Raw genomic sequence first — 26,771 nt, 5'->3', positions numbered from 1 at the left:
CTCTTCAATGAGCGGTCGAACCGTGCAGGTAGAGACCGGCGGCACCGATCACTCCCAGCTGTCCGTGGTCCATCAGACGTACCGGCACTTGCTGTAGAAAGGCGCGCATGACGCCCTTGTTGAAAAACCTGGTAGCGAAGCTGCTCTGCAGCAGCCGGTCGCGGATCTGCGGCAGGATGCCGCCGGCGAGATACACGCCGCCGCGAGCGCCGTAGAGCATGGCGAGGTCGCCGACGAAACTGCCCAGCAATCCGCAGAACACATCCAGCGCCTCCACCGCGACCGGATCGCTCCCGTCGAGTGCGGCGCGGGTGACGTCCGCGGGCTGGGCCAGGATCGACGGCACACCGTGCAATGTCGAAATGGCGTTGTAGAGGTTGACCAGACCGGGCCCGGAGAGGGCGGTCTCGTAGGAAACGTAGTCGCGGCCACGGGAAAGCACACCGAGGATGGCGGATTCGCGCTCGTTGCCCGGCGCCAGCGAGATCTGTCCGGCTTCGGTCGCCAGCACGGTGGCGTGCGGCGTGCCCGGCAGCAGCACGGCCGAACCCAGGCCGGTGCCCGGACCCATGACCAGTACAGGACCCACGGCCGGCTCGGCGGTGGTTTCGATCACCGCGGTGGTCTGGTGGCTTTCGAGGAACTGGCAGGCATAGGCCACCGCCTCGAAGTCATTGACCACGGCAAGGCCGGAAAGGCCGAGCGTCGTGCGGATGTCGCCGATGGAGACCGGCCAGGGCAGGTTCTCGTTGACCACGGCGTCGCCCAGAACGTAACCGGCGCTGGCCACGGCGCAATGCGCGATGGGAGCGTGGCTTTCAAGGCGACCGACGAAGTCCTTGAGCACGGCGGTAAGGCTCGGCCAGTCGGCGCAGGCATAGCGCTCGTAGCGCAGCACTTCGATGCCGTTGCCGGCGCGCTGCACGAGTCCTACACGGGCATGCGTTCCGCCCACGTCGGCGGCGAGAAACGCCTCCTGACGCGAAGCACGCACGATTTCCCGCTGTTTGGCCGACTCGCCCACGCCTTGCCCCTTATGACTGATTCCCTGTCGTCACATGAATGTTCCGTGACGCCCTGCATTCCGGCGCAGTCTTGAGTGGAATGACAACGTTGTCAACATGACTATCGGACAAGACATGCCGGTTTCCGTCATGCGCCGCAATAGCCGCTTCCTGCCGTTTTTCCCGGGATAAGCAAAACACCCGCTTTTCAATCGTGATTATTTGCTCGTCAGATACTTGCTGCATCGCAGCATCGAAAGTCATCCGGGAATGACAACGAAGTCGGAGGATCGCTTTCGCTGATTGACAACGTTGCGCACACGAGTCAATAAAGGGACAAAACCGGGGCGTGTCCGTCGGTGATGCCGACCGGGATACCACATACAACTAAGCGGGGAGTTCCCATGTCGTCCACCACGGTCGCCGTCGACGAGACGCGCCAATCCAGCCTGGTACCGATGGTCATCATCGGTGTCCTGTTCTTCATCTTCGGCTTCGTCACCTGGCTCAACGGCCCGCTGATCACCTTCGTCAAACTGGCCTTCGCACTCGATGACGTGGGTGCCTTCCTGGTGCCGATGGCCTTCTACCTGTCGTATTTCTTCCTCGCCCTGCCGTCGTCCTTCATCCTGAAGCGCACCGGCATGAAGAAAGGCATGGGCCTGGGCCTCTTCGTGATGGCCATCGGTGCCGCGCTGTTCGGCCAGTTCGTCACCATGCGCATCTATCCGGGCGCGCTCACCGGCCTGTTCGTGATCGGTGCCGGCCTGTCGCTGTTGCAGACGGCCTCGAACCCGTACATCTCGATCCTGGGTCCCATCGACAGCGCCGCCCAGCGCATCGCCTTCATGGGCATCTGTAACAAGATCGCCGGCGCGCTCGCCCCGTTCGTCTTCGGCGCCCTGGTGATGAGCAACATCGGCAGCTTCGACAAGCAGATCGCCTCCGCCCCCACGGCCGCCGACAAGGACGCCTTGCTGGCCGCCTTTGCCGCCAAGGTGCACATGCCGTACATGGTGATGGCCGGCCTGCTCGTGGTGCTGGCGATCTGGGTGGTGTTTTCCTCGCTGCCCGAGATCAAGCCGTCGAATGAGAACTCCGAGCGTGCCATCGGCCACGCCAAGGGCAGCCTGCTGAGCTTCCCGCACCTGTGGCTGGGCGTGCTGTGCCTGTTCGTGTACGTGGGCGTGGAAGTGATGGCCGGCGACGCCATCGGCACCTACGGCCAGGGCTTTGGCATCTCGCCGGACGAAACCAAGCACTTCACCTCGTACACCCTGTTCGCGATGCTGCTGGGCTACATCGCCGGCCTCGTGCTGATTCCGAAGTTCGTTTCCCAGCAGAAATACCTTGCGCTTTCGGCGATCCTGGGCGTGATCTTCTCCATCGGCACCTATGTGACCACGGGCTACACTTCGGTGGGCTTCGTCGCGGCCCTGGGTTTCGCCAACGCCATGATGTGGCCGGCGATCTTCCCGCTGGCCATCAAGGGCCTGGGGCGCCTGACCGAATTCGGCTCGGCCTTCCTGGTCATGGGTATCGCCGGCGGCGCCATTATCCCGGTGCTGTTCGCCCACCTGAAGCAGGTGTTCGACTTCCAGGGGGTGTTCCTGGCGATCATGGTGCCGTGCTACCTGTACATCCTGTACTACGGGGCGGCAGGCCATCGCGTCGGTCAGCACGTCAAGGACTGACACCCTATCTTCGCAGTGCAACGGCCATCCGCTAGGATGGCCGTCTTGCTTATGAGGGTCGTAGATTGCGCAGCCCCACCATCAAGGACGTGGCCGAACGCGCGGGCGTCTCGCTGAAGACGGTGTCCCGCGTCATCAACCACGAACCTTCCGTCCATGCGCGCACCCGCGACAAGGTGCAGCGCGCCATCGAAGCCCTCGATTACCAGCCCGACCAGGCCGCGCGCAGCCTGCGCAGCTCGCGTACGTATGCCCTGGGCCTGGTCTACGACAACCCCAACGCGCACTACGTCATCGCCATGCAGAACGGCGTGCTGTCGGTGTGCCGGGAGCGCGGTTTCGGCCTGCAGATCCACCCCTGCGATTCGTCCGCCCCGCGGCTGGCCGAGCAGCTGGGCGACCTCGTACGGCGCAACCGCCTTGCCGGGCTGGTGCTGTGCCCACCCATGTCCGAACAGCCGGGCCTGCTGGCCTCGCTGACCGAGCAGAACGTACCCTTCGTGCGGATCATTTCGGCACGCCAGGATCCGAAGGACGGCTGGCCCTGCGTCTTCGTGGACGACCGCGACGCCGCTTATGCCATCACCGAACACCTGATCCAGCTAGGCCACCACCGCATCGGTTTCCTGTGGGGAGGCAAGGGGCATCGTTCCAGCCCCGAGCGTTATCAGGGCTATGAGGATGCATTGCGCGAATACGGCCTGCCCGTTGACAAGAAGCTGGTGGTGGAGGGCGATTATTCCTTCGACGACGGTTTTCGAGGTGCGCGCAAGCTGCTCGCGCTGAAGGAAGCACCGACGGCCATCTTCGGCTCCAACGACGAAATCGCCGCCGGCGTGCTGGCCGCCGCCCGCTCCGGTGGCGTCGACGTGCCCTGGGAGCTTTCCATCGCCGGCTTCGAGGACAGCCCGTTCTCCAAGCAGTCGTGGCCGGCACTCACCACCGCTCGGCAGAACACCGACGAGATCGGCCGGCATGCGGCCCAACGGCTCATCGCGGAGCTGGAGCGGGAAGAGGGCACCGCCATCGACAACGAAGGCTTCAGCCCCGAACTGGTGGTCCGCGGCTCCACGGCCCCAAGACGCCTGTAGGAGCGCGCCTGCGCGCGACCGCTTGTCGCGGATATTCCCATGGTTTCGCGATGACCGGTCGCGCGCAAGGCGCGCTCCTACAGGGTTTTCGGGAGTCCACAGGGTCTTAACGCCCGGTTTGTTATGCTTTGCGGGATGTCCTCCCCGCGTCGAGCCTCGACGCCTTGTGCAGGACATCCCGCGAGTCCCCCAATCGTTTACCGGCGGACCGTTTCGAGCGCCGCCTTTCGCGTTGCGCATCCCTATCCCCAGGACGGCAATCCCGGCCACGTGTTCGTGTGCCTGCGCGTCCGCGTGAACAGGAGCACACACGATGCAGGATTCCGCAGGGCATGACGCCCATTTCGGCTGGTTTACCCGCCGTCGCAAGCATCTGAAACCCGACGATCTCACCATCGTCGACGAACCCATGTTGAAGCGCGCCGTGGGCGCTGCCGCCCTTGGCAATGCCATGGAGTGGTTCGACTTCGGTGTCTACGGCTATCTCGCCGTGACGCTGGGGCATGTCTTCTTTCCCGGCAGCAGCCCCACCGCACAGGTGATCGCCACCTTCGCGACGTTTACCGTGGCCTTCCTCGTTCGCCCCATCGGCGGACTCGTGTTCGGTCCCTTGGGCGATCGCTTCGGGCGCCAGCGCGTACTGGCTGCCACCATGATCATGATGGCGCTGGGCACCTTCGCCATCGGCCTGATTCCCAGCTACGACAGCATCGGCATCTGGGCGCCCATCCTCTTGCTGCTTGCGCGACTGGTGCAGGGTTTCTCCACCGGTGGTGAATACGGTGGCGCGGCCACGTTTATCGCTGAGTATTCCACCGATGCACGGCGCGGCCAGATGGGCAGCTGGATGGAGTTCGGCACCCTGGGCGGCTATATCGCCGGCGCCGGCGTGGTCACCGCACTCACCATGCTGCTGAGCACGCAGGACATGCACGCATGGGGTTGGCGCGTGCCGTTCCTCGTTGCCGGGCCGCTGGGCCTGCTCGGCCTCTACATGCGCATGAAGCTGGAGGAAACCCCTGCATTCAAGGCACATACAGAAGCGATGGAAGCACATGGCGATACGCCGCGCATCGGCCTGCTGGAACTGGTATCCGTGCATGGTCCGCAGCTGCTGAAATGCGTGGGCCTGGTGCTGGTGTTCAATGTCGCCGACTACATGCTGCTCACCTACATGCCGAGCTATCTCACGGTGACGATGGGTTACAGCGAGGCCAAAGGCCTGCTGCTGATCATCATCGTGATGCTGGTGATGATGCCGCTCAACGTGGTGGGCGGGCGTTTCAGCGACCGTATCGGCCGTCGCCCGATGATCATCGGTGCGTGCGTGGCGATGCTGTTGCTCGCCATTCCCTGCATGCTGCTGGTGGGCACGGGCAACGACCTGTTGATCTTCGCCGGCCTCATGGCACTTGGCGTGATGCTGGTCTGCTTCACGAGCACGATGCCGTCGACGCTGCCTGCGTTGTTCTATACGCCTGTGCGATACAGCGCGCTGTCCATCGCGTTCAACGTGTCGGTATCGCTGTTCGGTGGTACGACGCCCCTGGTCACGGCGTGGCTGGTGGAGCGCAGTGGCGATCCGCTGGTACCGGCGTATTACCTGATGGGTGCCGCGATCATCGGCATCATCACGATGCTGTTCGTGACCGAAACCGCCGGCATGCCGCTGCGTGGCTCGCCGCCAGCCGTGGCCGATCATGCAGAGGCACGCGAACTGCTGGCCGGCGATGCACCGTTGACGGTGGATGAAACGCTGCCTGCACTGCCTGAAGACAGTAACGCCGAGGGTGAGGCGAAGCCCGCCTAGCGGGCCAGCGTCATCACGCCGATGGCGGCAATGGCGAGCAGGATGCCCAGCCAGTTCAGCGCCGAGAGCTTCTCGCGGAACGCGAACGCGCCCACGAGCGTGCCGAGCAGTACGACGCCGACATTGGTCGAGGCGAAGACCAGGGACGGTTCGCTCGCCAGGACCTGGTGGCCGCGGATATAGAACAGGATGTTCCCGAAGTTGCAGGCGCCCAGCACTGCGCCGAAACCGAGGTTGCGCAGGGATAGCGCCGCCTTGCCGGCCACAGCCCGGCCGAAGGCCACCAGCCAGCACAGCACCATCGCGATCAGGAAGGCGGCGAGCAGGGCGCTGGCAAACGATGCGCCGGCCAGTGCGATGAGCTTGAAACAGACGTCGATGGCGCCGAAACCTGCGAAGACGAGCAGGGGCGCCCACCAGCTTCCGGCTTCCACCTTGCCGCGCTCCTTGCGCCAGAGCACGCACAGGACAGCGACCAGGGCCAGGCCGATGCCGGCACCCTTGAGCGGCGTGAGCGTGTCGCCGAGGAAGACGAAGGCGGCAAACAGGGAAACGAAAAGCGAGAGTCGCTGGGCCACGTCGGTACGCACGATGCCAACGGTGCGCACCGAGCGCGCCATGACGATGAAGATCGAGGGCAGCAGCACGCCGAGGGCAATCAGAGGTGTCCAGGTCGCCCGCGCATCGAGAGCAGCCCGTGGCGTGCCGTTGAGCAACCACCAGGTGAGCGCCGACGCCACGATGTAGTTGGTGCCGACCGCTTGCACGATGTCGATCCCGGCCCGGCGGGCAAGCTTGAGCAGGATCGAGACGGCGACGCTGAAGGCGACGGCGAGAAGGATGTAGCGCATGGAAACGACGCCCGGGTTCAAGGTGGCGAAGAATGCGCCCGTAGCGCGCCCGGCGCAAACACCCTGGATACCCCACTCTTCGTTCCGGCAGGTGGGGTGACGGTTGCCCTTGGCTCGTCGTTCCTGTGAAAACAGGAATCCAGCGCCTCGGTTTGCCAGATGGACGAGGTTGTCTCATCGGCTTTAGCGTAGGAGATTCCCTCGCGACAACCCACTGCACCGCGCTGGGTTCCAGCGTTCGCTGGAACGACGGTAGGTGGGGTGACGGTTGCCTTTAGCTCGTCGTTCCTGTGAAAACAGGAACCCAGCGCCTCGGCTTGCCAGATGGGCGAGGTTGTCTCATCGGCTTTGGCGTAGGAGATTCCCTCGCGACAACCCGCTGCACCGCGCTGGGTTCCAGCGTTCGCTGGAACGACGGTAGGTGGGGTGACGGTTGCCCTTGGCTCGTCGTTCCTGTGAAAACAGGAATCCAGCGCCTCGGTTTGCCAGATGGACGAGGTTGTCTCATCGGCTTTGGCGTAGGAGATTCCCTCGCGACAACCCACCGCACCGCGCTGGGTTCCAGCTTTCGCTGGAACGACGGTAGGTGGGGACTTCTACCGTGCGTTAGCCTTAGCGTTTCAGCTGGGCCGCTTCGCGGGCCAGGGTTTCGATGGAAGCGTAGTCACCTGCGGCCAGCTTGTCGGCCGGGGTGAGCCACGAGCCGCCCACGCATACCACGTTCGGCAGCGACAGGAACTCGTGCGCATTGGCGAGGCTGACGCCGCCGGTGGGACAGAAGCGGATCTGCGGCAGCGGGGAAGCCCAGGCACCTATCAGCTTCGGGCCACCGGCCGGCACGGCCGGGAAGAACTTCTGGAAACGGTAACCGCGCTCCAGCAACTCCATCGCCTCGCTGGCCGACGCGGCGCCCGGCAGCAGCGGCAGCTCGGAGTCGTCCGCCGCATCGAGCAGCCTCGGGCTGCTGCCCGGTGACACCGCGAACTTCGCGCCAGCCTTGAAAGCCGCCTCCAGATCCTTCGCCGTGAGCACCGTACCCACGCCGACAAACGCACCTTCCACCTCAGCCGCAATCGCACGCACGGCATCCAGCGCGGCCGGCGTACGCAGGGTCACCTCGATGGCTGGCACGCCACCGGCGACCAGCGCACGCGCCATGCCGACGGCCTTCGATGCGTCCTCGATGATCACCACGGGTACCACCGGCGCGAGCCGCAGCGTGGATTCGACCTGTTGTTGCTTCGCTTCGTTGCTCATCTCTACTCCGGTGGTTCAGAAGACGCCCGCACCGAGGTCGGCCGTGACGGACGACTGGCGGAACATGGCAAAGAGTTCGCGGCCCATGCCCACATGGTGGGCGGACAGGTCGATGTTGTCGGGAATGCGCGCATTCCACTCGTCGGCGGGCACCAGCACTTCGATGCTTCCCGTCACGGCATCCAGGCGCACGATGTCACCTGTGCGGATACGCGCGATGGGACCACCGGCTTCTGCCTCGGGGGTGACGTGGATGGCAGCGGGAACACGGCCCGACGCGCCGGACATACGGCCGTCGGTCAGCAGCGCCACGCGATGACCACGATCCTGCAAGAGGCTCAACGTCGGCGTGAGCTTGTGCAGTTCGGGCATGCCACGCGCACGCGGCCCCTGGAAACGCAGCACTGCCACGAAATCGCGGTTCAGCTCGCCACGGTCGAAAGCAGCCTTCACGTCATCCTGCTCGTCGAAGACGATGGCAGGAGCTTCGACGACCATGCGGTCTTCGGGCACCGACGATACCTTGATCACGCCACGGCCGACGTTGCCCTTGAGCATGCGCAGGCCACCGTCATGACGGAACGGCTCGGCGATGGCACGAAGCACGCCGCGATTGCCACTTTCCTTCGACACCGGCGTCCACGTGAGCTTGCCGTCCACCAAGGACGGCTGCTGGCGGTACGCGTCGAGGCCGTGGCCCATGATCGTGTTCACATCGCCATGCAACAGACCGGCATCGAGCAGCTGATCCATCAGGAAGGCCATGCCGCCAGCCTCGTGGAAGTGGTTCACGTCCGCGTAGCCATTGGGATACACGCGCGCCAGCAGCGGCACCACCGCCGAAAGCGCATCGAAGTCATCCCAGCGCAGCTCGACACCCGCCGCGCGGGCGATGGCGACCAGATGCAGCAGGTGGTTCGTGGAACCACCCGTGGCATGCAGGCCGACCACGCCGTTCACGATGGCACGCTCGTCGATGATTCGGCCCAGCGGAAGGTAATGCTCGCCAAGGCAGTCCGAGGCAAGCACGCGATCGATAGCTGCTGCGGTAAGTGCATCGCGCAGCGGCGTATCCGGTGCCTCGAAGCTTGCACCCGGCACGTGCACGCCCATGATCTCCATCAGCATCTGGTTGGAGTTGGCCGTCCCATAGAAGGTGCAGGTGCCCGAACCATGGTACGAACGGGCTTCGGCTTCGAGCAGTTCGGCACGCGATGCCTTGCCTGCCGCGAAGGCCTGGCGCACCTTCGACTTCTCTTCGTTGGGAATGCCCGAGGGCATCGGTCCCGACGGAATGAAGGCGCTGGCGAAATGGCCGAACGACAACGCGCCGATCAGCATGCCCGGCACGATCTTGTCGCAGATACCGAGGTAAACGGCACTTTCGTACATGTCGTGCGAGAGTGACACGGCCGTGGCCATGGCGATCAGGTCGCGCGAGAACAGCGACAGATCCATGCCCGGACGGCCCTGGGTCACGCCGTCGCACATCGCCGGCACGCCACCGGCCACCTGGGCCGTGGCACCGCGCTCGCGCGCCAGGCCGCGGATCAGCTCCGGGTAGCGCTCGTACGGCTGGTGCGCCGAAAGCATGTCGTTATAGGCGGTGACGATCGCGATGTTCGCGGCATGGCCGTTGCGCAGCGCGTTCTTGTCCTGCTCGCCGCAGGCGGCGAAGCCGTGTGCGAGGTTGCCGCAGGACAGATGATGCCGCTTCGCGCCCTTCCCGCGTGCGGCTTCGATTTTCGCGAGGTAGGCGGTACGCGACGCATGGCTGCGTTCGACAATGCGCTGGGTCACCTCGGCGAGGACAGGATGGATGGTCATGGCATGTTCCTGAAGGCTTTGACCGTGCCGCGCGCTCCATCATGGCGCGCGGGAGTGGCGGAAAGCCGCCGACTCCCCATCGGCGGCAGGAAAGGCGTCTTACGGCGCCCAGTAAACGTCGAGCGGAACGCGGTCCTGCGTGAGCACGGAACGGATCGGGAAATCCTCGCCGGCCTCGGCCTTGGCGAGCACGTCCTTCTTGTCGGCACCTTCGATGTGCAGGTACAGCGTGCGGGTGTCGAGCACCTTCGGCAGCGTGAGCGTGATACGCGGCTCGCCGGCACCGCCGGCGCGCATCGACAGCACGGTCTTCGTGCCGTGCGGATCGATGGCTTCGGCAAGGTGATCGCCGCCCGGGAAAAACGAGGCGGTGTGACCATCCGGGCCCATGCCCAGGATCACGGCGTCGAACGGCAGGCCCAGCGCATCGATGCGTGCGCCTACACCGGACAGCGCGGCATCCACGTCGTCCTTGTGGGCTGCATCGAACAGCGGGAGGAACTGAGCCGTATGCGCTTCATGGTGTAGCAGGTGATCGGCGACCAGCTTCGCGTTGGAGCGATCGCTGTCGGTATCCACCCAGCGCTCGTCCACCAGCGTCACGGTGACCTTCGACCAGTCGATCTCCTGCTCGGCCAGCACGGCGAACATCATCTTCGGCGTGCCGCCGCCGGAGACGGCGAGGGTGGCCTTGCCGCGCGCCTTGATGGCGGCGTCGAGTTTCGCGGCGACATCGCGTGCGAGCGTGTCGGCGAGGGTCAGCTTGTCGGCGAATTCATGGCGGTTGATCTTGGCGTTCATGCGGCATCCTCGGCCCAGGTGCGGCCATCACGTTCGATGAGCGCCACGGCGGCGCTCGGACCCCAGGTGCCTGCGGTATACGGCTTGGGCGTATCGCCCGCGGCCTCCCACGCGTCGAGGATCGGGCCCGCCCAGTTCCATGCCGCCTCGACTTCGTCGCGACGCATGAAAAGCGTGGGATTACCGCGCACGACATCGAGAATGAGGCGCTCGTAGGCGTCGGGCTGCTGCACACCGAACGCTGCCGCGAAGCTCATGTCGAGCGGCACGTGACGCAGACGCAGCCCACCCGAACCCGGGTGCTTGATTGTCAGCCACAGCTTCACGCCTTCGTCCGGCTGCAGGCGCAGCGTGAGACGGTTGGGCAGGAGCGGGCCGCTGGTCGGGTCGAAGATGGAATGCGGCAACGCACGGAACGTCACCACGATCTCCGAGACCCGATTGGGAAGGCGTTTGCCGGTGCGCAGATAGAACGGCACACCGGCCCAGCGCCAGTTACCGATCTCCGCCTTGAGGGCGACGAAGGTTTCGGTTCTGGACTGGTCGCTGCCGAGCTCGTCGAGGTAGCCCGGAACGCCCTGACCTTCCGCTGCACCGGCGCGGTACTGGCCGCGCACGGTGAGCTGGGCTGCGTTGCTGGCGTCGATGGGACGCAGCGAACGCAGCACCTTGAGTTTCTCGTCGCGCACGGCGTCGGGTGCGAGCGACGAAGGCGGCTCCATGGCAAGCATGCACAGGAGCTGCAGGATGTGGTTCTGGACCATGTCGCGCAGGGCGCCGGCACGATCGTAGTAACCGGCTCGATGACCCACGCCGACGGTTTCGGCCACGGTGATCTGCACGTGGTCGATGTGCTGGGCGTTCCACAGCGGTTCGAACAGGGCGTTGCCGAAGCGCAGCGCCAGCAGGTTCTGTACCGTTTCCTTGCCCAGGTAATGATCGATGCGATACGTCTGCGATTCGCTGAAGACTTCGGCCACCGCGTCGTTGATCGCGTTGGCGCTGTCGAGGTCGCGGCCGATGGGCTTTTCCAGCACCACGCGCGAACGCTCGCCATTGAGGCCCAGGGAGCCCAGGCGCTGGCAGATGTCGGTGAAGATCTCGGGCGAGGTCGACAGGTAGAACACGCGGATGTGGTCCGCCTGCTGCGCCATCAGGGCAGCGAAGTCATCCCAGCCCTCGGCCTTGCGGGCATCGAGCGCGCGATAGCTCACCAGCTGGATGAAGGCATCCAGCTGCGACGCCACCACGTGGGTCACGTTCTTCTCGACCGCTGCGCGGACCTGTTCCCGGTAGCCGGCGTCGTCCAGGCCTTCGCGGGCCACGCCGATGATGCGGCTGCCGCCCTGGATCTGGCCGTCCACGAAGCGGTGGTACAGCGCGGGCAGGAGCTTGCGTACGGCGAGGTCGCCGGTGCCGCCGAAGATGACCAGATCGAAGGGTTCGATCACGGGGAGGGGAGCGCTCACGACAGTCGCCTCATGGGATTCGGATTGAGATGCCTCCGGATCGTACCAGTGACATACCAGGACGTACCAGCCCCGTACCACTTCGCGAATCCTTACGGGCGCTTTGACGGCCCGATTACAGTCTGAAAACGTTTTCCTTGCAATTTAAATCGTGCAAACAAGCGTTCGATCCGGCCGGTGGTATGCGCGCAAGCCCAAGTGCTTGCCGCACTGGTCGCTGATTGGTATCTTCGCTGGATGGAAAGCGCCCTCGTCGCCGAATACCAACGCCTGCAGCACGACCCGGCCGCCCGGCAGCCGCTGGCGTACATGCGCCTGCGCCGGGCCATCCGCAACGTCATCGAGAATGGTGAGGTGCAGGTGGGTCATGCGCTGCCCAGCGAACGCGACCTGGCCAGGGCCCTCACCCTGTCCCGGGTCACCGTTCGCAAGGCCATCGGCGGCCTGGTGGAAGACGGCCTGCTCACCCAGCGGCACGGGGCGGGCACCTTCGTTTCCGAGCGCATCGTCAAGCCGCTTTCCCGCCTCACCAGCTTCACCGACGACCTGCGCGCCCGCGGCCTCAACCCGCGTTCGGAGTTCTTCGAAAAGGCCATCGGCGAAGTCACGCCGGAAGAGGCCATGGCAATGAACCTCTCGCCCGGTACGCAGGTGGTACGCCTGCATCGCCTGCGCTATGCGGGCGATGAACCACTCGCTATCGAGCGCAGTGCCGTGCCGCACGACCTGCTGCCCGATCCGCACCTGGTTGAGGATTCCCTCTACGAGGCCCTCGACAAGCTCGGCAACCGACCGCTGCGCGCCCTGCAACGCCTGCGCGCCGTGGTGCTGGGCCCCGCACAGACCCGCCTGCTTCGCCTTTCACCCGGCAGCGCCGGGCTGAACATCGAGCGACGCAGCTTCCTCGACGATGGTCGCATCGTCGAATTCACCTGTTCCTGGTATCGCGGCGACATCTACGACTTCGTCGCGGAACTGCAAAGCGACTGAGAGCCCACTGCCCATGACGATCAAGCCGCAAGACACCCTGATGTACAGCGAAGCGCACGAGACTGCCGAGGTCGTCGAGCGACAGCTCGCTCAGAACGAGGCGGTGGTTTCCGCACTCGCCGAGCGCCTGCGCGCCAACCCGCCACGCATGATCATCACCTGTGCCCGCGGCAGCTCCGACCACGCGGCGATGTATGCCAAGTACGTGTTCGAGACCCAGCTGGGTGTGGTCACTGCATCGGCCTCGCCATCGGTGACGTCGATCTATCACGCCGACCAGCACCTCGATGGTTCGCTGTACGTTGCCGTGTCGCAGTCGGGCAAGAGCCCGGACCTGGTCCGCAATGCAGAAGCCGCCAAGCGTGCCGGTGCCTATGTGGTGGCGCTGGTCAACGTCGTGGACTCGCCGCTGGCGGAAGTCGCCGACGTCGTCATTCCGCTGCATGCGGGCCCGGAAAAGAGTGTGGCTGCCACCAAGAGCTATCTCGGTGCGCTGTTCGCGATCCTGCACATCGCCGCCCGCTGGAGCGGCAAGAAGGACATCGCCGACGCACTCACCGCACTGCCGGCACAGCTGCGCGCCAACTGGGACGCCGACTGGTCGTCACTTACCGATGGCCTGGTCACCGCGCACAACCTCTTCGTGGTGGGCCGTGGCTTCGGCTTCGCCGCCGCGTTGGAAGCCGCACTCAAGTTCAAGGAAACCTCGGGCATCCACGCGGAGGCATTCAGCGCTGCCGAAGTGAAGCATGGCCCGATGGCGATCGTCGGCCCGGGCTTCCCCGTGCTGTTCTTCACCCAGAACGACGACACGCTGCCCAGCGTGCTCGATGTGGCCGCCGAGTTCCGCAAGCGCGGCTCGCGCGTGTGGGTGGCGGCGCCGGGCGTCGAGGGCGAGGACATCCTGCCGCTGGTCAGCAGCGCACCGATTGCCGCGCCTCTGATCGCCGTGCAGAGCTTCTACCGCGCCACCGCGGCGCTGGCCTTGAAGCGCGGCTTCAATCCGGACGTGCCGCCGCACCTCAACAAGGTGACCGAGACCGTCTGACCACGCTTCGCCGTCATTTACGCACTGGACCCATCGAAGGAATCTCCCCATGACTCTCGCCCTCGTCAACGGACGCGTACTCACCGACAACGGATTCCAGAGCGGCTTCGCCGTGCTGGTGGATGACGGCACGATCACCGGGCTGGCCCTGCCTTCCGATCCGCGCGTGCGTGCGGCCGAGAAGCATGACCTGGGTGGCCGTACGCTGCTGCCGGGTTTCATCGATTGCCAGGTGAACGGCGGCGGTGGCGTGCTGTTCAATGACGAGCCCACGGTGGATGCGATCCGCCGTATCGGCGAGGCGCATGCAAAGTTCGGCACCACGGGTTTCCTGCCCACGCTGATCAGCGATGACGCAACGGTAATGGCGAAGGCCATCGATGCCGTGAACGAGGCCGTGGCGCAGGGTGTGCCGGGCGTGTTGGGCATTCACCTGGAAGGCCCGTTCATCGCGCCGGAACGCAAGGGCGTGCACGACCCGAAGAAGTTCCGCATCGCCAATGCCGACGATATCGCGATGGTCGCGCGCCGCCACGGCGGCGTGACCTTGCTCACCCTTGCACCGGAACGTGCCGATGATGCGGTGCTTCGCCAACTGGTAGAAAACGGCGTGATCGTCTGTGCAGGCCACACGGCAGCCGACTACGACACCACCGTGAAGGCGCTGAAGCTGGGCGTGCGCGGCTTCACCCACCTGTTCAACGCCATGACGCCCTTCACCAGCCGCGAACCGGGCGTGGTCGGCGCCGCCCTCGACGACGAAGGCAGCTGGTGCGGCCTCATTGCCGACGGCCACCATGTACATCCGGCATCGCTGCGCGTCGCGATCAAGGCGAAGGCCCGCGCGAAGATGATCCTGGTCACGGACGCCATGCCGCCGGTTGGCTCGGACGATCCGAACTTCGTACTGAAGGGCGAGACGATCACCGCACGTGATGGCGTCTGCCAGACGGCAGACGGCACGCTCGCCGGCTCCGCACTCGACATGGCCACGGCCGTGCGCAACACCGTCGAAATGGTCGGCGTCTCGCATGACGAAGCCGCACGCATGGCAGCCACATACCCGGCCGCCTTCCTGGGCCTGGATCGCACACACGGCCACATCGCCGCCGGCTACCGCGCCGACTTCGTCGTCGCCGATGAAGACTTCAGCGTGGCCGAGACCTGGATCGGCGGCAAGAAGGTCTACAGCAAGGCATGAGCAACGAACGCGACGTCCTGCTGTTCTCCTACGGCACCCTGCAACTCGACACGGTGCAGCTGAAATCATTCGGCCGCCTGCTCGACGGCGCCGACGACGCCATCCCCGGCTACCACCGCACCATGGTGGAAATCACGGATCCGGACGTACTTCGCACCAGCGGCGAACGCTTCCATCCCATCGTGAGCCACACAGGCAACCCGACCGACGAAGTCGCCGGCAAGGTCTTCCGCATCACCGCCGACGAACTCGCGGCAGCCGATCGCTACGAAGTCTCCGACTACAAGCGTGTCTCGGTACGCCTGAAGTCCGGCCACGAAGCCTGGGTCTACATCCAGGCCTGACCCCCAGCACTCTGTCCCTGTAGGAGCGCGCCTCGCGCGCGACCAGTTGGAACGGTGTCGCTCCGTAGTAAAGCAGGCCGTGTGGTGCGTCGCTCCGTAGGAAGGGCTCGCCTTCCGGCCTCGCGCTCGGCGCCTGTGGCGTGGCGGCGCACGAGGCGGCGGGGGCGGCCCTTGGCGCGCCGGCCTGCGGTGTCCCTCGGGAAAGGAGGAGCCGCTGCGCGGCTCAGTGTCTTGTGGCTTCGCCCCTTCGGGCACGGGGAGCGGGCGGGGTTTTTCGACTCGGCCTCCGTGCCTCGGCGAAAAAGGCCGGCCTTCCTGGCCGGCCCCGCTACGCGGCCTTATCCGCCCGCTCCCCTCACCTCCATCAAGTCGCGCCAAGGGCCGCCCCCGCCGCCTCTCCCGATCTCACGGTGATCTTGTAGGAGCGCGCCTGCGCGCGACCGGTTGTCGCGAAAACCATCATCGTTTCGATGCATCCGGTCGCGCGCGAGGCGCGCTCCTACAGGGATACGGTGTCGTCGGGTGCATCGCTTCCTACCGCGACATCCCCCAAAGCCAGACCGCGCCCAGCGACGCGCCCACCAATCCCGCACTGGCCGCTTCAAACACCATGCCCGGCCACACCTCCCGCGGCAGCAAACACCCGTGCGCCGCCATATCGCCCACGGCGAACGACCCGGCAATAAACGCCACAAACGACAACACCGAAAACATCCGCGCCCCCGTCGCCAGCGAACACCTCTGGCCATAACTGCTCATGTAGACAAGCAGGTTCACCACCAGCAACACCAGCGCGACACCCACCTCCCACAGCCCCACGATCATTTCGCCCCTCCCAGCGCGCGTACCTCGTCCCAGATGCGCCGCACGTTTGCTTGCCTGGTGCATTGCAGGCTCATGCGATAGAGCACATTGACGCCGGACATCGCCCGGGCCACACACCGCTGATTCGGCAATTCGGTTTCGGCCATGTATTCGGTCAGCACCGACTGCATCGCCTCGGCATACGCCTGCCACGCGGTCGCGTCATTCATCAACGTATCCATGCTGGCCTCGACATTCAGGCCAAAGCTCCCCTCGCCGAGGACGCCTTCGTCTTTCGGATCACTCATGGTTTGGTTTTTCCCTGGTACGCCGCTTCCGAGCGGGGCACGCCAAGGGCCGTGCCCCTCATCGACTCGGGCGACGAGATCTCACCATTCCCGCGTTTTGTCCGGTTTTCTCACAGGCAGGGCGCTACGCGCCGGGTGCGACGGCAGAGCCAGAAACCGTGAGAAATCAGGACGAACGCGGGCGTTAGCCGCGTCCTGACGAGCGTTTAGGACGTCCCTGGACCGTCCGGGACAGACGGTGGGTGTGAGAATGCCTTAAGATTTGGCACAGCCATGATCAACTCCTATTCGGTTGGTTCTGGTCAGCGGGTCAGGGGTGCTCGATACACCTCTGGCTCGCGTCTTTCTCGATACGTCGAGCGATGGTTGTCTGCCGAGCCATCAACGAACGAGCAGACAACGCGCACACCGTACCAAATTGCGCACGCGTTTGGATATGGAAGGATTCTGAAAAATCGTCACCACGCGCTCGTCGTTCCTGCGTACGCAGGAACCCAGCGCCTCGGTTTGCCAGCAAACACGATGACGTTGCATCGGCTTTGGCACCAATCGTTTCGATATCCATCCAGCGCCACACAATCCCTGTAGGAGCGCGCCTTGCGCGCGACCGAATGCATCGAAACGATGAAGATGTTCGCGATAACCGGTCGCGCGCAGGCGCGCTCCTACACGACAGTAGTTACGCCAGGTTAGTCGTGAGGTGGCACCGGTCGCATCGGCGATCCATCTTGCGACACCGCATCCCTGTAGGAGCGTGCTTGCGCGCGACCGGTGGAATCGAAACGATGATAGTTTTCGTGACAACCGGTCGCGCGCAGGCGCGCTCCTACAACAAGCTGCCGCGACGTGTGGAGAGGCGGCGGGGGCGGCCCTTGGCGCGACTTGATGGAGGTGAGGGGAGTGGGCGGAAAAGGCCCGAAGGGGGCCGGCCAGGAAGGCCGGCCTTTTTCGCCGAGGCAGGAGCCGAGTCGAAAAACCCCGCCCGCTCCCCGGGCCCGAAGGGGCGAAGCCATAAGACACTGAGCCGCGCAGCGGCTCCTCCTTTCCCGAGGGACACCGCAGGCCGGAGCGCCAAGGGCCGCCCCCGTCGCCTCTGCAACGCCACGTTCCAGCGCCGATGCGAGGCCGGAAGGCGAGCCCACCCTACGGAGCGAAGCACCACATGGGCTGCTTTACTACGGAGCGCAACATTCCAACCGGTCGCGCGCGAGGCGCGCTCCTACAGGGCAGAAAAAGGGCCGGCGTGTCCGCGCCGGCCAGTTCTGGGGATTCGCGGGGCATCCGGATACGTTGCCCGGATGCCCTTTGGTGGCGTCAGAAGTCGTAGCGGACGCCGAAGCGGAAGTAGCGTGGGTTCTGGAAGGCGATGGGGCGCTGGTAGTCCTGGCTTACGACTGGTATGCCGTCGCGGATGGTGCCGGTTTCGCCGACGTCGATCTGTGCGACGGGGCGCTGGCTGCCGACCACGTTGAAGACTGCGGCGGTGAAAGCAAGCGGCTGTTTTTCGCCTGCCCATACCGGGCGGTATTCCGCATTGAGGTCGAGGTTCCAGGTGTACGGCAGGCGGCCCTTCGATCCGCGGGGTGATGGCTTGAGGCCGCATTCGAAGTACGACGCACCGTAGTCGATGGCATCTACCGGGTCTACGCCGATGCAGTTCTTCGGACGCCCCGTGGCGACCGACAGGTTGGCGCCGAAGAGCCATTCCGGGGTGGCCTGGAAGTAACCGTAAGCCTTCAGCTGGTGCGTGCGGTCGTTCGGCAGCGGGCCGTTGGTGTACTGCATGATTTCCGGGGCATCCCAATCCTGCGTCACCGACGGATCGAGCTGGCCGATATCCGATTTCAGCTGGCCTTCGGAGTTGCCGTAGCTGCGCGAGAACGTGTAATCGACGCGACCGAACCAGCCGTCCGCGAAGTGATGTTCAAGGTACAGGTCCAGCGAGTAGTAGCTGCGCTTGAGGTCGGGGAAGGGCACGTTGCCCGGCGGCGGCGAGGTGAAGTCGGCCTTGCTCAGCTTGAACGGCACGAGGTTGCCGCCGCCCACGTCGACGAGGAAGGTATTCGACTTGCCCGGGTTGAACAGATAGCAGCCGGGAATCGATGCGTTGCTGAGGTCGATGCCGTTGCGTGCCGCGTAGGTTTCGAACGGGCGCGAATCGCAGAAGTCGTCGATGGAGCTTTTCAGCTTGCGATACGTGGCCTTGGCACCGTAGCTCCAGTCGGCATTGATGGCCTTGTCGAAGCCGAGGATGTACTCGTCCTGGTAATAGGCCTTGATGCCCTGGGCGCCAACGGTCTTCGGATTCGGTACCGTGCCGTCTTCACCGTTGAGGTAGCGGCGCGAGCCCAGCAGCTGCGCTCCGGTGGGTTCGCCGTTGGGGCCTACGCCCGTGTACGAGTAGTACTCGCTGTAATACGTGGATGCCGAGGCGGCACGAATGGCCACGTTGGACGGAATCGCCAGATGGTAACGACCGGCGTTGCCGTAGATCTTGAACGTGGAGTCGCCAAACACGTCCCAGGTGAGGCCCAGTCGGGGGGCGAGCTGGTGACGCTGCTTCACGTACACATCGCCGTTGCCGTTGATGTTCTTGAACTGCTCGTTGCGCAGGCCGATGTAGGCCATCCAGCGGTCGTTGACCTGCCAGCGGTCTTCGATGAACTGGGCTTCCTGTTCCGTCTTCACCGACGCACCGGTCTGGAACAGGCGCTTTTCGACGAAGTACTGGGCGCCGGGTGGCGGCACGATGTCGGGACGGTTGGGCACCGCGCCGGCATCCTTGTAGACCCAGCGGTAGCCGCCTTCGTAGACGTTGCCCGAATAGGATTCGAGCGTCTGGTTATCGATGCCGGCGCGCAGGTCGTGATCGCCGATGTGGTATTCGACATCGAGGCGATAGCCGTGCGTCTTGTCCTTCGCGCCCTGGCCCAGCACCGTGTTGTTTACCAGGCCGCAGCCGGTGATGGGCACGTTGACCGTGCGCTGGTCGGTGATCCAGGGGCAGTTGGGATTGTCGGCGTAGCGGAGGTTACGCACGTGGCGCGTGTTGGAACGGCCATAGAGCGCATTCACCGTGAGGTCGTCGGTGATGTAGCCGGTGTACTTGCCGATGTAGACGTCGCCACCCGGCGCTGAACCCGGACCCGCGTCGAAGTTCTTGAGGTTATCGGTGCCGATGTAGTTGGCACGGCTGCCCGTGGCGTAGTCGTAGCGATAGACGCTGCGCTCGGTGTTGGTCTTGTCGCCGATGCCGGTCAGTTCGAGGATGTGGCTGTCGGTGATGTTCCAGTCGATCTTGGCCATCCACTTGGTGGCCTTCTGTTCCTGGTTGGTTTTCTGCGGCGCGATGATGGGGCTGATGTTCTTGCTGTTGGAACGGGTGAAGTCACCCGCCGCGAAGAAGAACAGCTTGTCCTTGATGAGCGGGCCACTGATGTAACCGGTGTACTGCGTGTCGTTGCTCTTGTTTTCCGAGCGATCCTGATAGAGCACGCCATTCTTGCGATAGATGCTGCGCGGGCTCTGGCGCAGGCCCGAGGGCTGCCAGTACATGCCCACGCCGCCCTTCCATTCGTTGCCACCGCGCTTGGTCACGATGTTGATCACGCCACCGGTAGAGCGGCCGTATTCGGCGCCGTAACCGCCGGTGAAGATCTGCTGCTGGTCGATGGCGTCGAAGGGCAGGCTGGTGAAGCCCAGGCCGGTGAGCGCGTTGGTGACCGCATAGCCGTTGATGTAGTACTGGTTTTCCGAGGCCGACGAACCACCGAAGGAAGCGACGTTGCCGTAGCGGCTGTCGCCGGAGATCACACCAGGAGCGAGCAGGGCGGCGGCGGTGACGTCGCGCGCCAGCGGCAGCTTCTGCAACTGCTGCGAGGTGAGCACGGTGCGCGAGTCGACGGATGACACGTCGATGGACGGCAGCACGTTGCCGGTGACCTGCACGCCTTCGAGGTTCTGTGCCGAGCCTGCCGATGCGGCAGCCCCTGCAAAAGAGACGTCTACACCGGTACCCAGGGCGACCTGGACGTCGTCGCGGCTTTCCACCACCTGGCCGCTGCGCTCCAGCGTGATCTTGTAGCGGCCGACGGGAAGCGAAGACACGCGATAGCGCCCTTCGGAATCCACCGAGGTGTCGCGGGCAAAGCCCGTATCGAGGTTTTGCAGGCGCACGACGGCGCCTTCGGGCTGGGCCACGCGGCCAAAGATGACGCCCGATGCATTGGACTGGGCGAGGGTGGTTCCGCTTACGAGGCAGAGGGCGAGGGCAGTGCAGAGCGACGAACGTCGCGGCAGGATGCCGCGAAACAAGGAACGCTTCATTTGTGGTCTCCCCGGAATGAACAACAAGGCGACGGCCGCAGCGCGACCGCCAAGCAAGTGCACATCTGATGACCACCACGCCCGGCTGGTACCCCCCACCCGGGCGCCCGCCCGTGCGCAAGTAGTTGCGCTTCGGTGGGCATCTCAACCGGTGTAGCCGCAATTGCTTACGACTGTCAAGCGATTGTTAGAAATTCGTGACACACGTCCGGCCGGGGGCTACAGTGGCGCCGTTCGGGTGTCCCGGCTGGCTCCAGGCCGGCGGGATGAAACGGGAAGCCGGTGCGCCGCGTCGCGGCAAGGCCGGCACTGCCCCCGCAACGGTAAGCGTCGGGAGGCGTTTTCTCCCGGGGAATCGGCTCGCAGCCACTGCGAAAGCGGGAAGGCGCCGGGTCCCATGACGCGAGTCCGGAGACCGGCCCGATGGATGCGCCTGCGAACTTTCGTGGGCGCTCTGCCTGTTTCGGACGATTCGCGGAGGGCGGATCCGGACCGCCCTGTGGCCGTTCGCGGCCGCACGCGTTCGTCTTTCCTCCTTCACGTTCGTCCATCGCTTCGTGATTGCCGCTACCCACGCGGCGGAGGAACCCGTTCCATGAAGAAGACCCTGCTCGCGATGGCCCTGCTGTCGTCCATGGCCGCTGCCCACGCGGCCGACGCCCCCGACCGCCTCGATCCGGTGGTAGTCACCGCCAATCGCGCCGCGACGCCGCTGGACCAGGTGCTGGCCCCCGTGACCGTGATCTCCCGGGACGATATCGACCGCATCCAGCCGGTCAATGTCCGCGACCTGCTCAACGGCCTGCCTGGCATTTCGATGGCCAGCACCGGCGGCATCGGCCAGCAGACCACGATGTTCATGCGTGGCACCAACGGCGACCATGTGCTGCTTCTGATCGACGGCGTCCGCGTCGGCTCGGTCACCACGGGCGCTCCCGCCTGGGAACAGCTGCCGGTGGGCCAGATCGACCATATCGAGATCGTGCGCGGGCCGCGTTCCAGCTTGTACGGCTCCGACGCCATCGGCGGCGTGATCCAGATCTTCACCCGTCGCGGCCAGACCGGGCAGGCACCGACCCCGAGCGTGTCCATCGGTGGCGGTAGCCATGGCTATGCGAGCGGCCAGGTCGGCCTGTCCGGCGGCACCGAACATGGCTGGTACAACGCCAGCCTGGGCGGCCAGTACACCTCCGGCATCAAGGCCTGCCGCCCCGGCTCGGCCGCGGCCGGCGCCGGCTGCTTCACGAACGACGTGGCGCACGACGACGCCTACCGTACCTACAACGGTGCGCTCTCGGGCGGTTACCGCTGGGACAACGGCACCGAACTGACCGGCAGCTGGCTGCGCAGCAAGGGCATGGTGGAGTACGACGGCGACTACCAGAACCTCACCCGCCAGTCGCAGCAGGTGGCCGGTGCGAAGCTTGCCTTCGACGTGCTGGAGAACTGGCGCATGTCCGTCAGCCTCAGCCAGAACCAGGACCGCGCCGACAGCTATCTCAATGGCCAGGGCAAGGTGGTGCTCGACCAGGTGACCTTCCTTCCCATCGTCACCGACCCGGACAAATACCGTACCGGCTATCTCTATTCGAAGCGCAACCAGGCCTCCTGGCAGAACGACGTCACCCTCGCGCCGGGCCAGACGCTGAGCGCCGGCGTCGATTTCCAGCAGGAGAAGCTGAAGAGCTCGCCGGCCTATGTGCGCGGCAGCCGTGACAACAACGGCGTGTTCGCGCTGTACCAGGGCGTGTTCGGCCCGCACGAGGTGCAGTTGTCGGCGCGTCACGACCACAACAACCAGTTCGGCAACCACACCACCGGGTCGGCGGCGTACGGCTACTCGTTCAGCGACGGCATCAAGCTCACGGCCTCGTATGGCACGGCTTTCCATGCCCCGACCTTCAACGACGAGTTCTCCCCTTACTACGGCACCGTCAGGCTGGACCTGAAGCCGGAGAAATCGCGCACGGCGGAACTCGGCCTGACGGGCCGCCAGGGCGTGTGGAACTGGGGCGTCACGGCTTACCAGACCACGATCGACGACCTGATCGGCCAGAACGATGACTTCGTACCCGCGAACGTCAGCAAGGCCCGCCTGCGCGGCCTCGAAGGCCAGGTGGGTGCCGATGTGGACGGCTGGCACCTGCGCGGTTCGGCGACCTTCCAGCAGCCGAAGGACCGCAGCGCGGGCCCCACGTACGACAACCTCCTGCAACGTCGTCCCGAGCGCTTCGCCCGCGCGGACGTGGACAAGGACCTGGGCGCCTTCACCGTGGGCGGTTCGGTTTACGCCGCCGGCCGCAGCTACGACAACGCGTCCAACACGCTGCGTCTTGGCGGCTATGCCACCGTCGACCTGCGCGCCACCTGGCACGTGGACAGCGACTGGAGCGTGCAGGGCCGCGTGGCGAACGTGGGCGACAAGCGCTACGAAACGGCCGCGTTCTACAACCAGCTGGGCCGCACCTACTACCTGACGCTCAACTACACCCCCAGCCACTGATACCCCCCTGTAGGAGCGCGCCTCGCGCGCGACCGTACGAAGCGATACGCCACGAGTTTCAAACGACGCCAGTGGCAGCTTCATCGGCCACCCCGGTCGCGCGCAAGGCGCGCTCCTACGGAAAAAAGCCACACGAAGATAAACGAGGCCCCTGCCTTCCGGCAGGGGCCTTACCATAGGCACAGCCACAAAGAAGCCCGGACGTCATAAAGTGCGCCCGGGCGCGGGCATGTTCCCCGCGATCACAGGGAGTGTTGTGAACTTCTTTGCTCCATTCATCCGCCGGCCGATCGGAACCTCGCTCATGGCGGCGGGCCTCACGCTGGCCGGCTTCCTGGCCTACCTGCTGCTGGGCGTCGCCGCCTTGCCGGCGGTGGAAGTGCCGGCCGTGTTCGTGCAGGTGCAGATGCCCGGCGCCAACGCCCAGACGATGGCCACGACCATCATCGCCCCGCTGGAACGCCACTTCGGGCGCATCCCCGGCGTGGACCAGATGTATTCCAACAGCGCCGAAGGCAGCGGCTTCGTGCGCATCCGTTTCACGATGGATCGCACCACCGATGCCGCGGCCCGCGACGTGCAGGCCGCCATCAACGCCTCGGCGGCCGACCTGCCGCCCGGACTGCCTTCGCCGCCGCAGTATTTCAAATTCGATACAGGCCAGATTCCGGTACTGCTGGTCGCGCTCACATCGAAGTCGATGCCGCCGGACAAGCTCTACGATCTGGTGGATACGCAAATCCGGCCGACCGTGGCGCAGATCGACGGCGTGTCACGCGTGCAGGTCTTCGGCGGCACGCCGCATGCGGTGCGCATCGAGCTGAACACCCAGGCGCTGGCCGCCAAGGGGCTCACCGCCAACGACGTCGCCAATACCTTGCGCGCCGCCAACGTGAACTCGCCACAGGGCCTGCTCAGCGACGGCCTCACCAATATGACGGTGATCGCCAACGATGGCCTGCGCGAGCCGGAGGACTTTGCGAAAATCCTCATCGCCGTGCGCAATGGCGTGCCGGTGCGGCTGTCCGACATCGCCCGCGTCTACAGCGGCCAGCAGGATCAGTACCAGGCCGCGTGGTTCCAGGGCCAGCGCTCGGTCACCATGCAGATCAACAAGCGGCCGGAGGCGAACGCGATCGCCACGGCCGAGGCGATCCGCGAGGCCTTGCCTCGCTTCCGCGCCATGCTACCCGCCGATGCGGAAGTCACGCCGATCTTCGATCTCACCCAGACCACCCAGTCCGCCCTGCACGAAGTGAAGGTGGCGCTGCTCATCAGTATCGTGATGGTGATGCTGGTGATGCTGGTGTTCCTGCGACGCCTGGGGCCCACACTCATCGCCACCCTCAGCGTGCCGCTGTCGCTGGCCGGCGCCTTCGTGGTGATGTGGGTGCTCGGTTATACGCTGAACACCATGTCGCTCATGGCGCTGGTGCTGTGTATCGGCTTCGTCGTGGACGATGCCATCGTGGTGATCGAGAACATCGTGCGCCACATGGAGAACGGCTCGGAACCCATGCCGGCCTCGCTCGACGGCGTGCGCGAGATCGGCTTCACGGTGATCTCGATCACGGTGTCGCTGGTGGCGGTGTTCGCTCCGCTGCTGTTCGGCAACAACATGATCACCAAGCTGCTGCGCGAGTTCTCGGTGACGCTCGCCTCGGCCGTGCTCATCTCGGCCATCGTCTCGCTCACGCTGACGCCTGCGCTGTGTGCGCGCTATCTCAAGCACGACGATCCCGACCGCAAGCCCGGCCGGCTCGAACAGCGCCTGGAACGCTTCGACCGTGGCCTGCTGCGCCTGTATGAACGCGCGCTCGACTGGGCCATGCACCATCGCCGGATCATGCGTTGGCAGCCGTTGACCCTGCTGTTTGCCACCGTCCTGCTGGGCATCGCCGTGGTCAAGACGGCGGGCGGCAACTTCATGCCCGACGAGGACACGGGCATGTTGCAGGCCGACGTCGTCGCGGATGCCAACATCTCGCCCGATGTGATGAACGAGAGACTGAAGCGTGTCGGCGAGATCATGCAACACGACGATGCCGTGCTGGATGTCACCACCATCCTGGGTGGCGACAACGGTGGTGCCGTGGGCAACCAGGGCACGATGTTCATCGATCTGAAAACGAAGGGAAGCGCTCCCGGCCAGCGCCATGAAGGCATCAAGGAGGTGATGGAACGGCTGGGCAAGGTCTACGAAAAACTGCCGGACGTGCAGGTGTTCATGTCGCCCGTGCAATTCCTGGGTGGCAGTGGTGGCAACAGCAACCGCGGCCAGTATTCTTTCCAGCTCATCAGCACCGACGGCCAGGATCTCCAGCCCTGGGTGCTGAAGCTCGTGCGCCAGATGCGCACGATGAAACAGTTCAAGGACGTCGGCAGCGATTTCGACGTGGTGGGCAAGCAGCAGATGCTTACCGTGGACCGCGATACGGCCAACCGGCTCAACGTGAGCATGGGCCTGATCGACACGGCGCTATACAACGCCTTCGGACAAAGCCAGGTGTCGGTGATCTATTCGGACATCAACCAATACTGGGTGGTGCTCACGGCCACCGCCACGGAAGCGATGAGCCCGGAAGCCCTGCTCAATACCTACGTGAAGAGCGCCACGGGCACGATGGTACCGCTGTCGGCCGTGGCGAAGATCCTGCCGCGAGCCGCTCCCACGGCCGTCACGCACCAGAACCAGTTCGAATCCGCAGACGTCACCTACAACCTGCCGCAGGGTGTCACGCCGGACCAGACCAACGCCCTGATCGAACAGGCACTGCGTGCGATCCACCTGCCCGAAGGCATCCGCATGGACGTCACGGGCCTCAACCAGCGCCTGCAGGATGCGAAATCCAATGGCATGGTGTTGCTGATCGGTGCGATTCTCGCGGTGTATATCGTGCTGGGCATCCTCTACGAGAGCCTGGGCCACCCGCTCACCATTCTCTCGACGCTGCCCGCCGCCGGTGCCGGTGCGTTCCTGGCGATGCTGGTCACACAGACGCAGCTGACCTTGATGGCGATTATCTCGGTACTGCTGTTGATAGGTATCGTGAAGAAGAACGCGATCCTGATGGTGGATTTCGCGCTGGTCGCCGAACGCGAGCAGGGCATGACACCGGTAGAGGCCATCCGGCAGGCCGCGCTGGTGCGCTTCCGCCCGATCACGATGACCACCCTGGTGGCGATGGGCGCCGCGCTGCCGTTGGCCATCGGCTTCGGCGTGGGCTCGGAAATGCGCCGCCCGCTGGGCATCGCCATCGTCGGCGGCCTGCTGGTCTCCCAGCTGCTTACCCTGCTGAGTACACCGGCGATCTACCTGTGGAATCACGACCGCAAGGTACGCAAGGCCCGCCGTAAGCACCGCAAACTGCTCAAGAAACGGCTGAAGCGCTGGAAGGCGATACGAAAGAAGCGCTCCTGACCTGCCGGCCGACCCATGTAGG

General features: G+C 64.9%; 18 protein-coding genes and 1 riboswitch. Of the genes, 9 read left to right on the top strand and 9 right to left on the bottom strand.

Annotated elements, in window-relative coordinates; genetic code table 11:
* Positions 1–4 precede the first annotated feature (4 nt).
* Positions 5–1,024, bottom strand: coding sequence for a glucokinase (gene glk, locus HBF25_RS01505; RefSeq protein ID WP_250878658.1), 1,020 nt, complete (start codon positions 1,022–1,024; stop codon positions 5–7).
* Positions 1,025–1,408: 384 nt separating this feature from the next.
* On the opposite strand from glk, the gene HBF25_RS01500 reads away from it, so the two are divergent.
* From HBF25_RS01500 to proP, 3 genes are all read left to right on the top strand, one after another.
* Entirely contained in the window at positions 1,409–2,698 is a 1,290-nt protein-coding gene (locus HBF25_RS01500) for a sugar MFS transporter (protein WP_166945896.1), read from the top strand.
* A gap of 65 nt (positions 2,699–2,763) precedes the next feature.
* A complete protein-coding gene (locus HBF25_RS01495) occupies positions 2,764–3,789 on the top strand; it encodes a LacI family DNA-binding transcriptional regulator (protein WP_166945894.1) in 1,026 nt (341 codons plus the stop codon).
* 313 nt (positions 3,790–4,102) lie between these two features.
* Complete coding sequence (gene proP / locus HBF25_RS01490; RefSeq protein WP_166945892.1) at positions 4,103–5,599, top strand: glycine betaine/L-proline transporter ProP; 1,497 nt, start codon at positions 4,103–4,105, stop codon at positions 5,597–5,599.
* Here the strand turns inward: proP and HBF25_RS01485 are convergent.
* The 5 genes from HBF25_RS01485 to zwf form a co-directional block, all read right to left on the bottom strand.
* Positions 5,596–6,450: an EamA family transporter gene (locus HBF25_RS01485; protein WP_166945890.1), complete on the bottom strand. Its 855-nt coding sequence runs from the start codon at positions 6,448–6,450 to the stop codon at positions 5,596–5,598. The genes proP and HBF25_RS01485 overlap by 4 nt on opposite strands.
* 612 nt (positions 6,451–7,062) lie before the next feature.
* The gene (eda, locus tag HBF25_RS01480) at positions 7,063–7,707 is read right to left on the bottom strand and encodes a bifunctional 4-hydroxy-2-oxoglutarate aldolase/2-dehydro-3-deoxy-phosphogluconate aldolase (RefSeq protein ID WP_166945888.1); all 645 of its coding nucleotides are present in this window, start codon (positions 7,705–7,707) and stop codon (positions 7,063–7,065) included.
* Between the two features lie 15 nt (positions 7,708–7,722).
* Positions 7,723–9,534, bottom strand: coding sequence for a phosphogluconate dehydratase (edd, locus tag HBF25_RS01475; protein WP_166945886.1), 1,812 nt, complete (start codon positions 9,532–9,534; stop codon positions 7,723–7,725).
* Positions 9,535–9,633: 99 nt separating this feature from the next.
* Entirely contained in the window at positions 9,634–10,335 is a 702-nt protein-coding gene (gene pgl, locus HBF25_RS01470; protein ID WP_166945884.1) for a 6-phosphogluconolactonase, read from the bottom strand.
* Positions 10,332–11,804, bottom strand: a complete 1,473-nt coding sequence (zwf, locus tag HBF25_RS01465) for a glucose-6-phosphate dehydrogenase (protein WP_166945882.1) — start codon at positions 11,802–11,804, stop codon at positions 10,332–10,334. The genes pgl and zwf overlap by 4 nt, the downstream gene beginning before the upstream one ends.
* A 237-nt stretch (positions 11,805–12,041) precedes the next feature.
* On the opposite strand from zwf, the gene HBF25_RS01460 reads away from it, so the two are divergent.
* The 4 genes from HBF25_RS01460 to HBF25_RS01445 are packed head-to-tail and all read left to right on the top strand — an operon-like array spanning position 12,042 to position 15,387.
* A complete protein-coding gene (locus HBF25_RS01460) occupies positions 12,042–12,794 on the top strand; it encodes a GntR family transcriptional regulator (RefSeq protein WP_166945880.1) in 753 nt (250 codons plus the stop codon).
* Positions 12,795–12,807: 13 nt separating this feature from the next.
* Positions 12,808–13,842 (top strand): SIS domain-containing protein, encoded by a 1,035-nt coding sequence (locus HBF25_RS01455; protein WP_166945878.1) that lies wholly within the window; start codon positions 12,808–12,810, stop codon positions 13,840–13,842.
* A gap of 49 nt (positions 13,843–13,891) precedes the next feature.
* The gene (nagA, locus tag HBF25_RS01450; protein WP_166945876.1) at positions 13,892–15,043 is read left to right on the top strand and encodes an N-acetylglucosamine-6-phosphate deacetylase; all 1,152 of its coding nucleotides are present in this window, start codon (positions 13,892–13,894) and stop codon (positions 15,041–15,043) included.
* Positions 15,040–15,387: a gamma-glutamylcyclotransferase family protein gene (locus HBF25_RS01445; RefSeq protein WP_166945874.1), complete on the top strand. Its 348-nt coding sequence runs from the start codon at positions 15,040–15,042 to the stop codon at positions 15,385–15,387. The genes nagA and HBF25_RS01445 overlap by 4 nt, the downstream gene beginning before the upstream one ends.
* A 534-nt stretch (positions 15,388–15,921) precedes the next feature.
* Here the strand turns inward: HBF25_RS01445 and HBF25_RS01440 are convergent.
* The 3 genes from HBF25_RS01440 to HBF25_RS01430 all read right to left on the bottom strand — a co-directional run bounded on the left by HBF25_RS01440 (position 15,922) and on the right by HBF25_RS01430 (position 20,825).
* Positions 15,922–16,212 carry a hypothetical protein gene (locus tag HBF25_RS01440; protein ID WP_166945872.1) on the bottom strand — a complete coding sequence of 97 codons (291 nt, stop codon included), beginning with the start codon at positions 16,210–16,212 and terminating at the stop codon, positions 15,922–15,924.
* A complete protein-coding gene (locus tag HBF25_RS01435; protein WP_166945870.1) occupies positions 16,209–16,499 on the bottom strand; it encodes a hypothetical protein in 291 nt (96 codons plus the stop codon). Before HBF25_RS01435 ends, HBF25_RS01440 begins: the two co-directional genes overlap by 4 nt.
* Positions 16,500–17,813: 1,314 nt before the next feature.
* Complete coding sequence (locus tag HBF25_RS01430) at positions 17,814–20,825, bottom strand: TonB-dependent receptor (RefSeq protein ID WP_166945868.1); 3,012 nt, start codon at positions 20,823–20,825, stop codon at positions 17,814–17,816.
* Between the two features lie 219 nt (positions 20,826–21,044).
* Positions 21,045–21,263, top strand: a riboswitch (cobalamin riboswitch).
* A 157-nt stretch (positions 21,264–21,420) separates the two neighbouring features.
* On the opposite strand from HBF25_RS01430, the gene HBF25_RS01425 reads away from it, so the two are divergent.
* Both HBF25_RS01425 and HBF25_RS01420 read left to right on the top strand, forming a co-directional pair.
* Positions 21,421–23,328: a TonB-dependent receptor domain-containing protein gene (locus HBF25_RS01425; protein WP_166945866.1), complete on the top strand. Its 1,908-nt coding sequence runs from the start codon at positions 21,421–21,423 to the stop codon at positions 23,326–23,328.
* A gap of 256 nt (positions 23,329–23,584) precedes the next feature.
* Complete coding sequence (locus tag HBF25_RS01420) at positions 23,585–26,749, top strand: efflux RND transporter permease subunit (protein ID WP_166945864.1); 3,165 nt, start codon at positions 23,585–23,587, stop codon at positions 26,747–26,749.
* Positions 26,750–26,771 lie beyond the last annotated feature (22 nt).

Source organism: Luteibacter anthropi (genome assembly GCF_011759365.1).
GTDB classification, from domain to species: domain Bacteria; phylum Pseudomonadota; class Gammaproteobacteria; order Xanthomonadales; family Rhodanobacteraceae; genus Luteibacter; species Luteibacter anthropi.
Note: the sequence above shows the minus strand (reverse complement) of the source record. Positions and strands in the feature narration are given on the sequence as shown.

What these genes read in the sequence shown, in the direction of transcription:
- HBF25_RS01445 (WP_166945874.1), top strand. Translation starts at nt 15,040, where the DNA reads ATGAGCAACGAACGCGACGTCCTGCTGTTCTCCTACGGCACCCTGCAA.
- pgl (WP_166945884.1), bottom strand. Translation starts at nt 10,335, where the DNA reads ATGAACGCCAAGATCAACCGCCATGAATTCGCCGACAAGCTGACCCTC.
- proP (WP_166945892.1), top strand. Translation starts at nt 4,103, where the DNA reads ATGCAGGATTCCGCAGGGCATGACGCCCATTTCGGCTGGTTTACCCGC.
- HBF25_RS01435 (WP_166945870.1), bottom strand. Translation starts at nt 16,499, where the DNA reads ATGAGTGATCCGAAAGACGAAGGCGTCCTCGGCGAGGGGAGCTTTGGC.
- HBF25_RS01425 (WP_166945866.1), top strand. Translation starts at nt 21,421, where the DNA reads ATGAAGAAGACCCTGCTCGCGATGGCCCTGCTGTCGTCCATGGCCGCT.
- HBF25_RS01430 (WP_166945868.1), bottom strand. Translation starts at nt 20,825, where the DNA reads ATGAAGCGTTCCTTGTTTCGCGGCATCCTGCCGCGACGTTCGTCGCTC.
- HBF25_RS01440 (WP_166945872.1), bottom strand. Translation starts at nt 16,212, where the DNA reads ATGATCGTGGGGCTGTGGGAGGTGGGTGTCGCGCTGGTGTTGCTGGTG.
- HBF25_RS01460 (WP_166945880.1), top strand. Translation starts at nt 12,042, where the DNA reads ATGGAAAGCGCCCTCGTCGCCGAATACCAACGCCTGCAGCACGACCCG.
- HBF25_RS01485 (WP_166945890.1), bottom strand. Translation starts at nt 6,450, where the DNA reads ATGCGCTACATCCTTCTCGCCGTCGCCTTCAGCGTCGCCGTCTCGATC.
- HBF25_RS01500 (WP_166945896.1), top strand. Translation starts at nt 1,409, where the DNA reads ATGTCGTCCACCACGGTCGCCGTCGACGAGACGCGCCAATCCAGCCTG.
- edd (WP_166945886.1), bottom strand. Translation starts at nt 9,534, where the DNA reads ATGACCATCCATCCTGTCCTCGCCGAGGTGACCCAGCGCATTGTCGAA.
- eda (WP_166945888.1), bottom strand. Translation starts at nt 7,707, where the DNA reads ATGAGCAACGAAGCGAAGCAACAACAGGTCGAATCCACGCTGCGGCTC.
- HBF25_RS01455 (WP_166945878.1), top strand. Translation starts at nt 12,808, where the DNA reads ATGACGATCAAGCCGCAAGACACCCTGATGTACAGCGAAGCGCACGAG.
- nagA (WP_166945876.1), top strand. Translation starts at nt 13,892, where the DNA reads ATGACTCTCGCCCTCGTCAACGGACGCGTACTCACCGACAACGGATTC.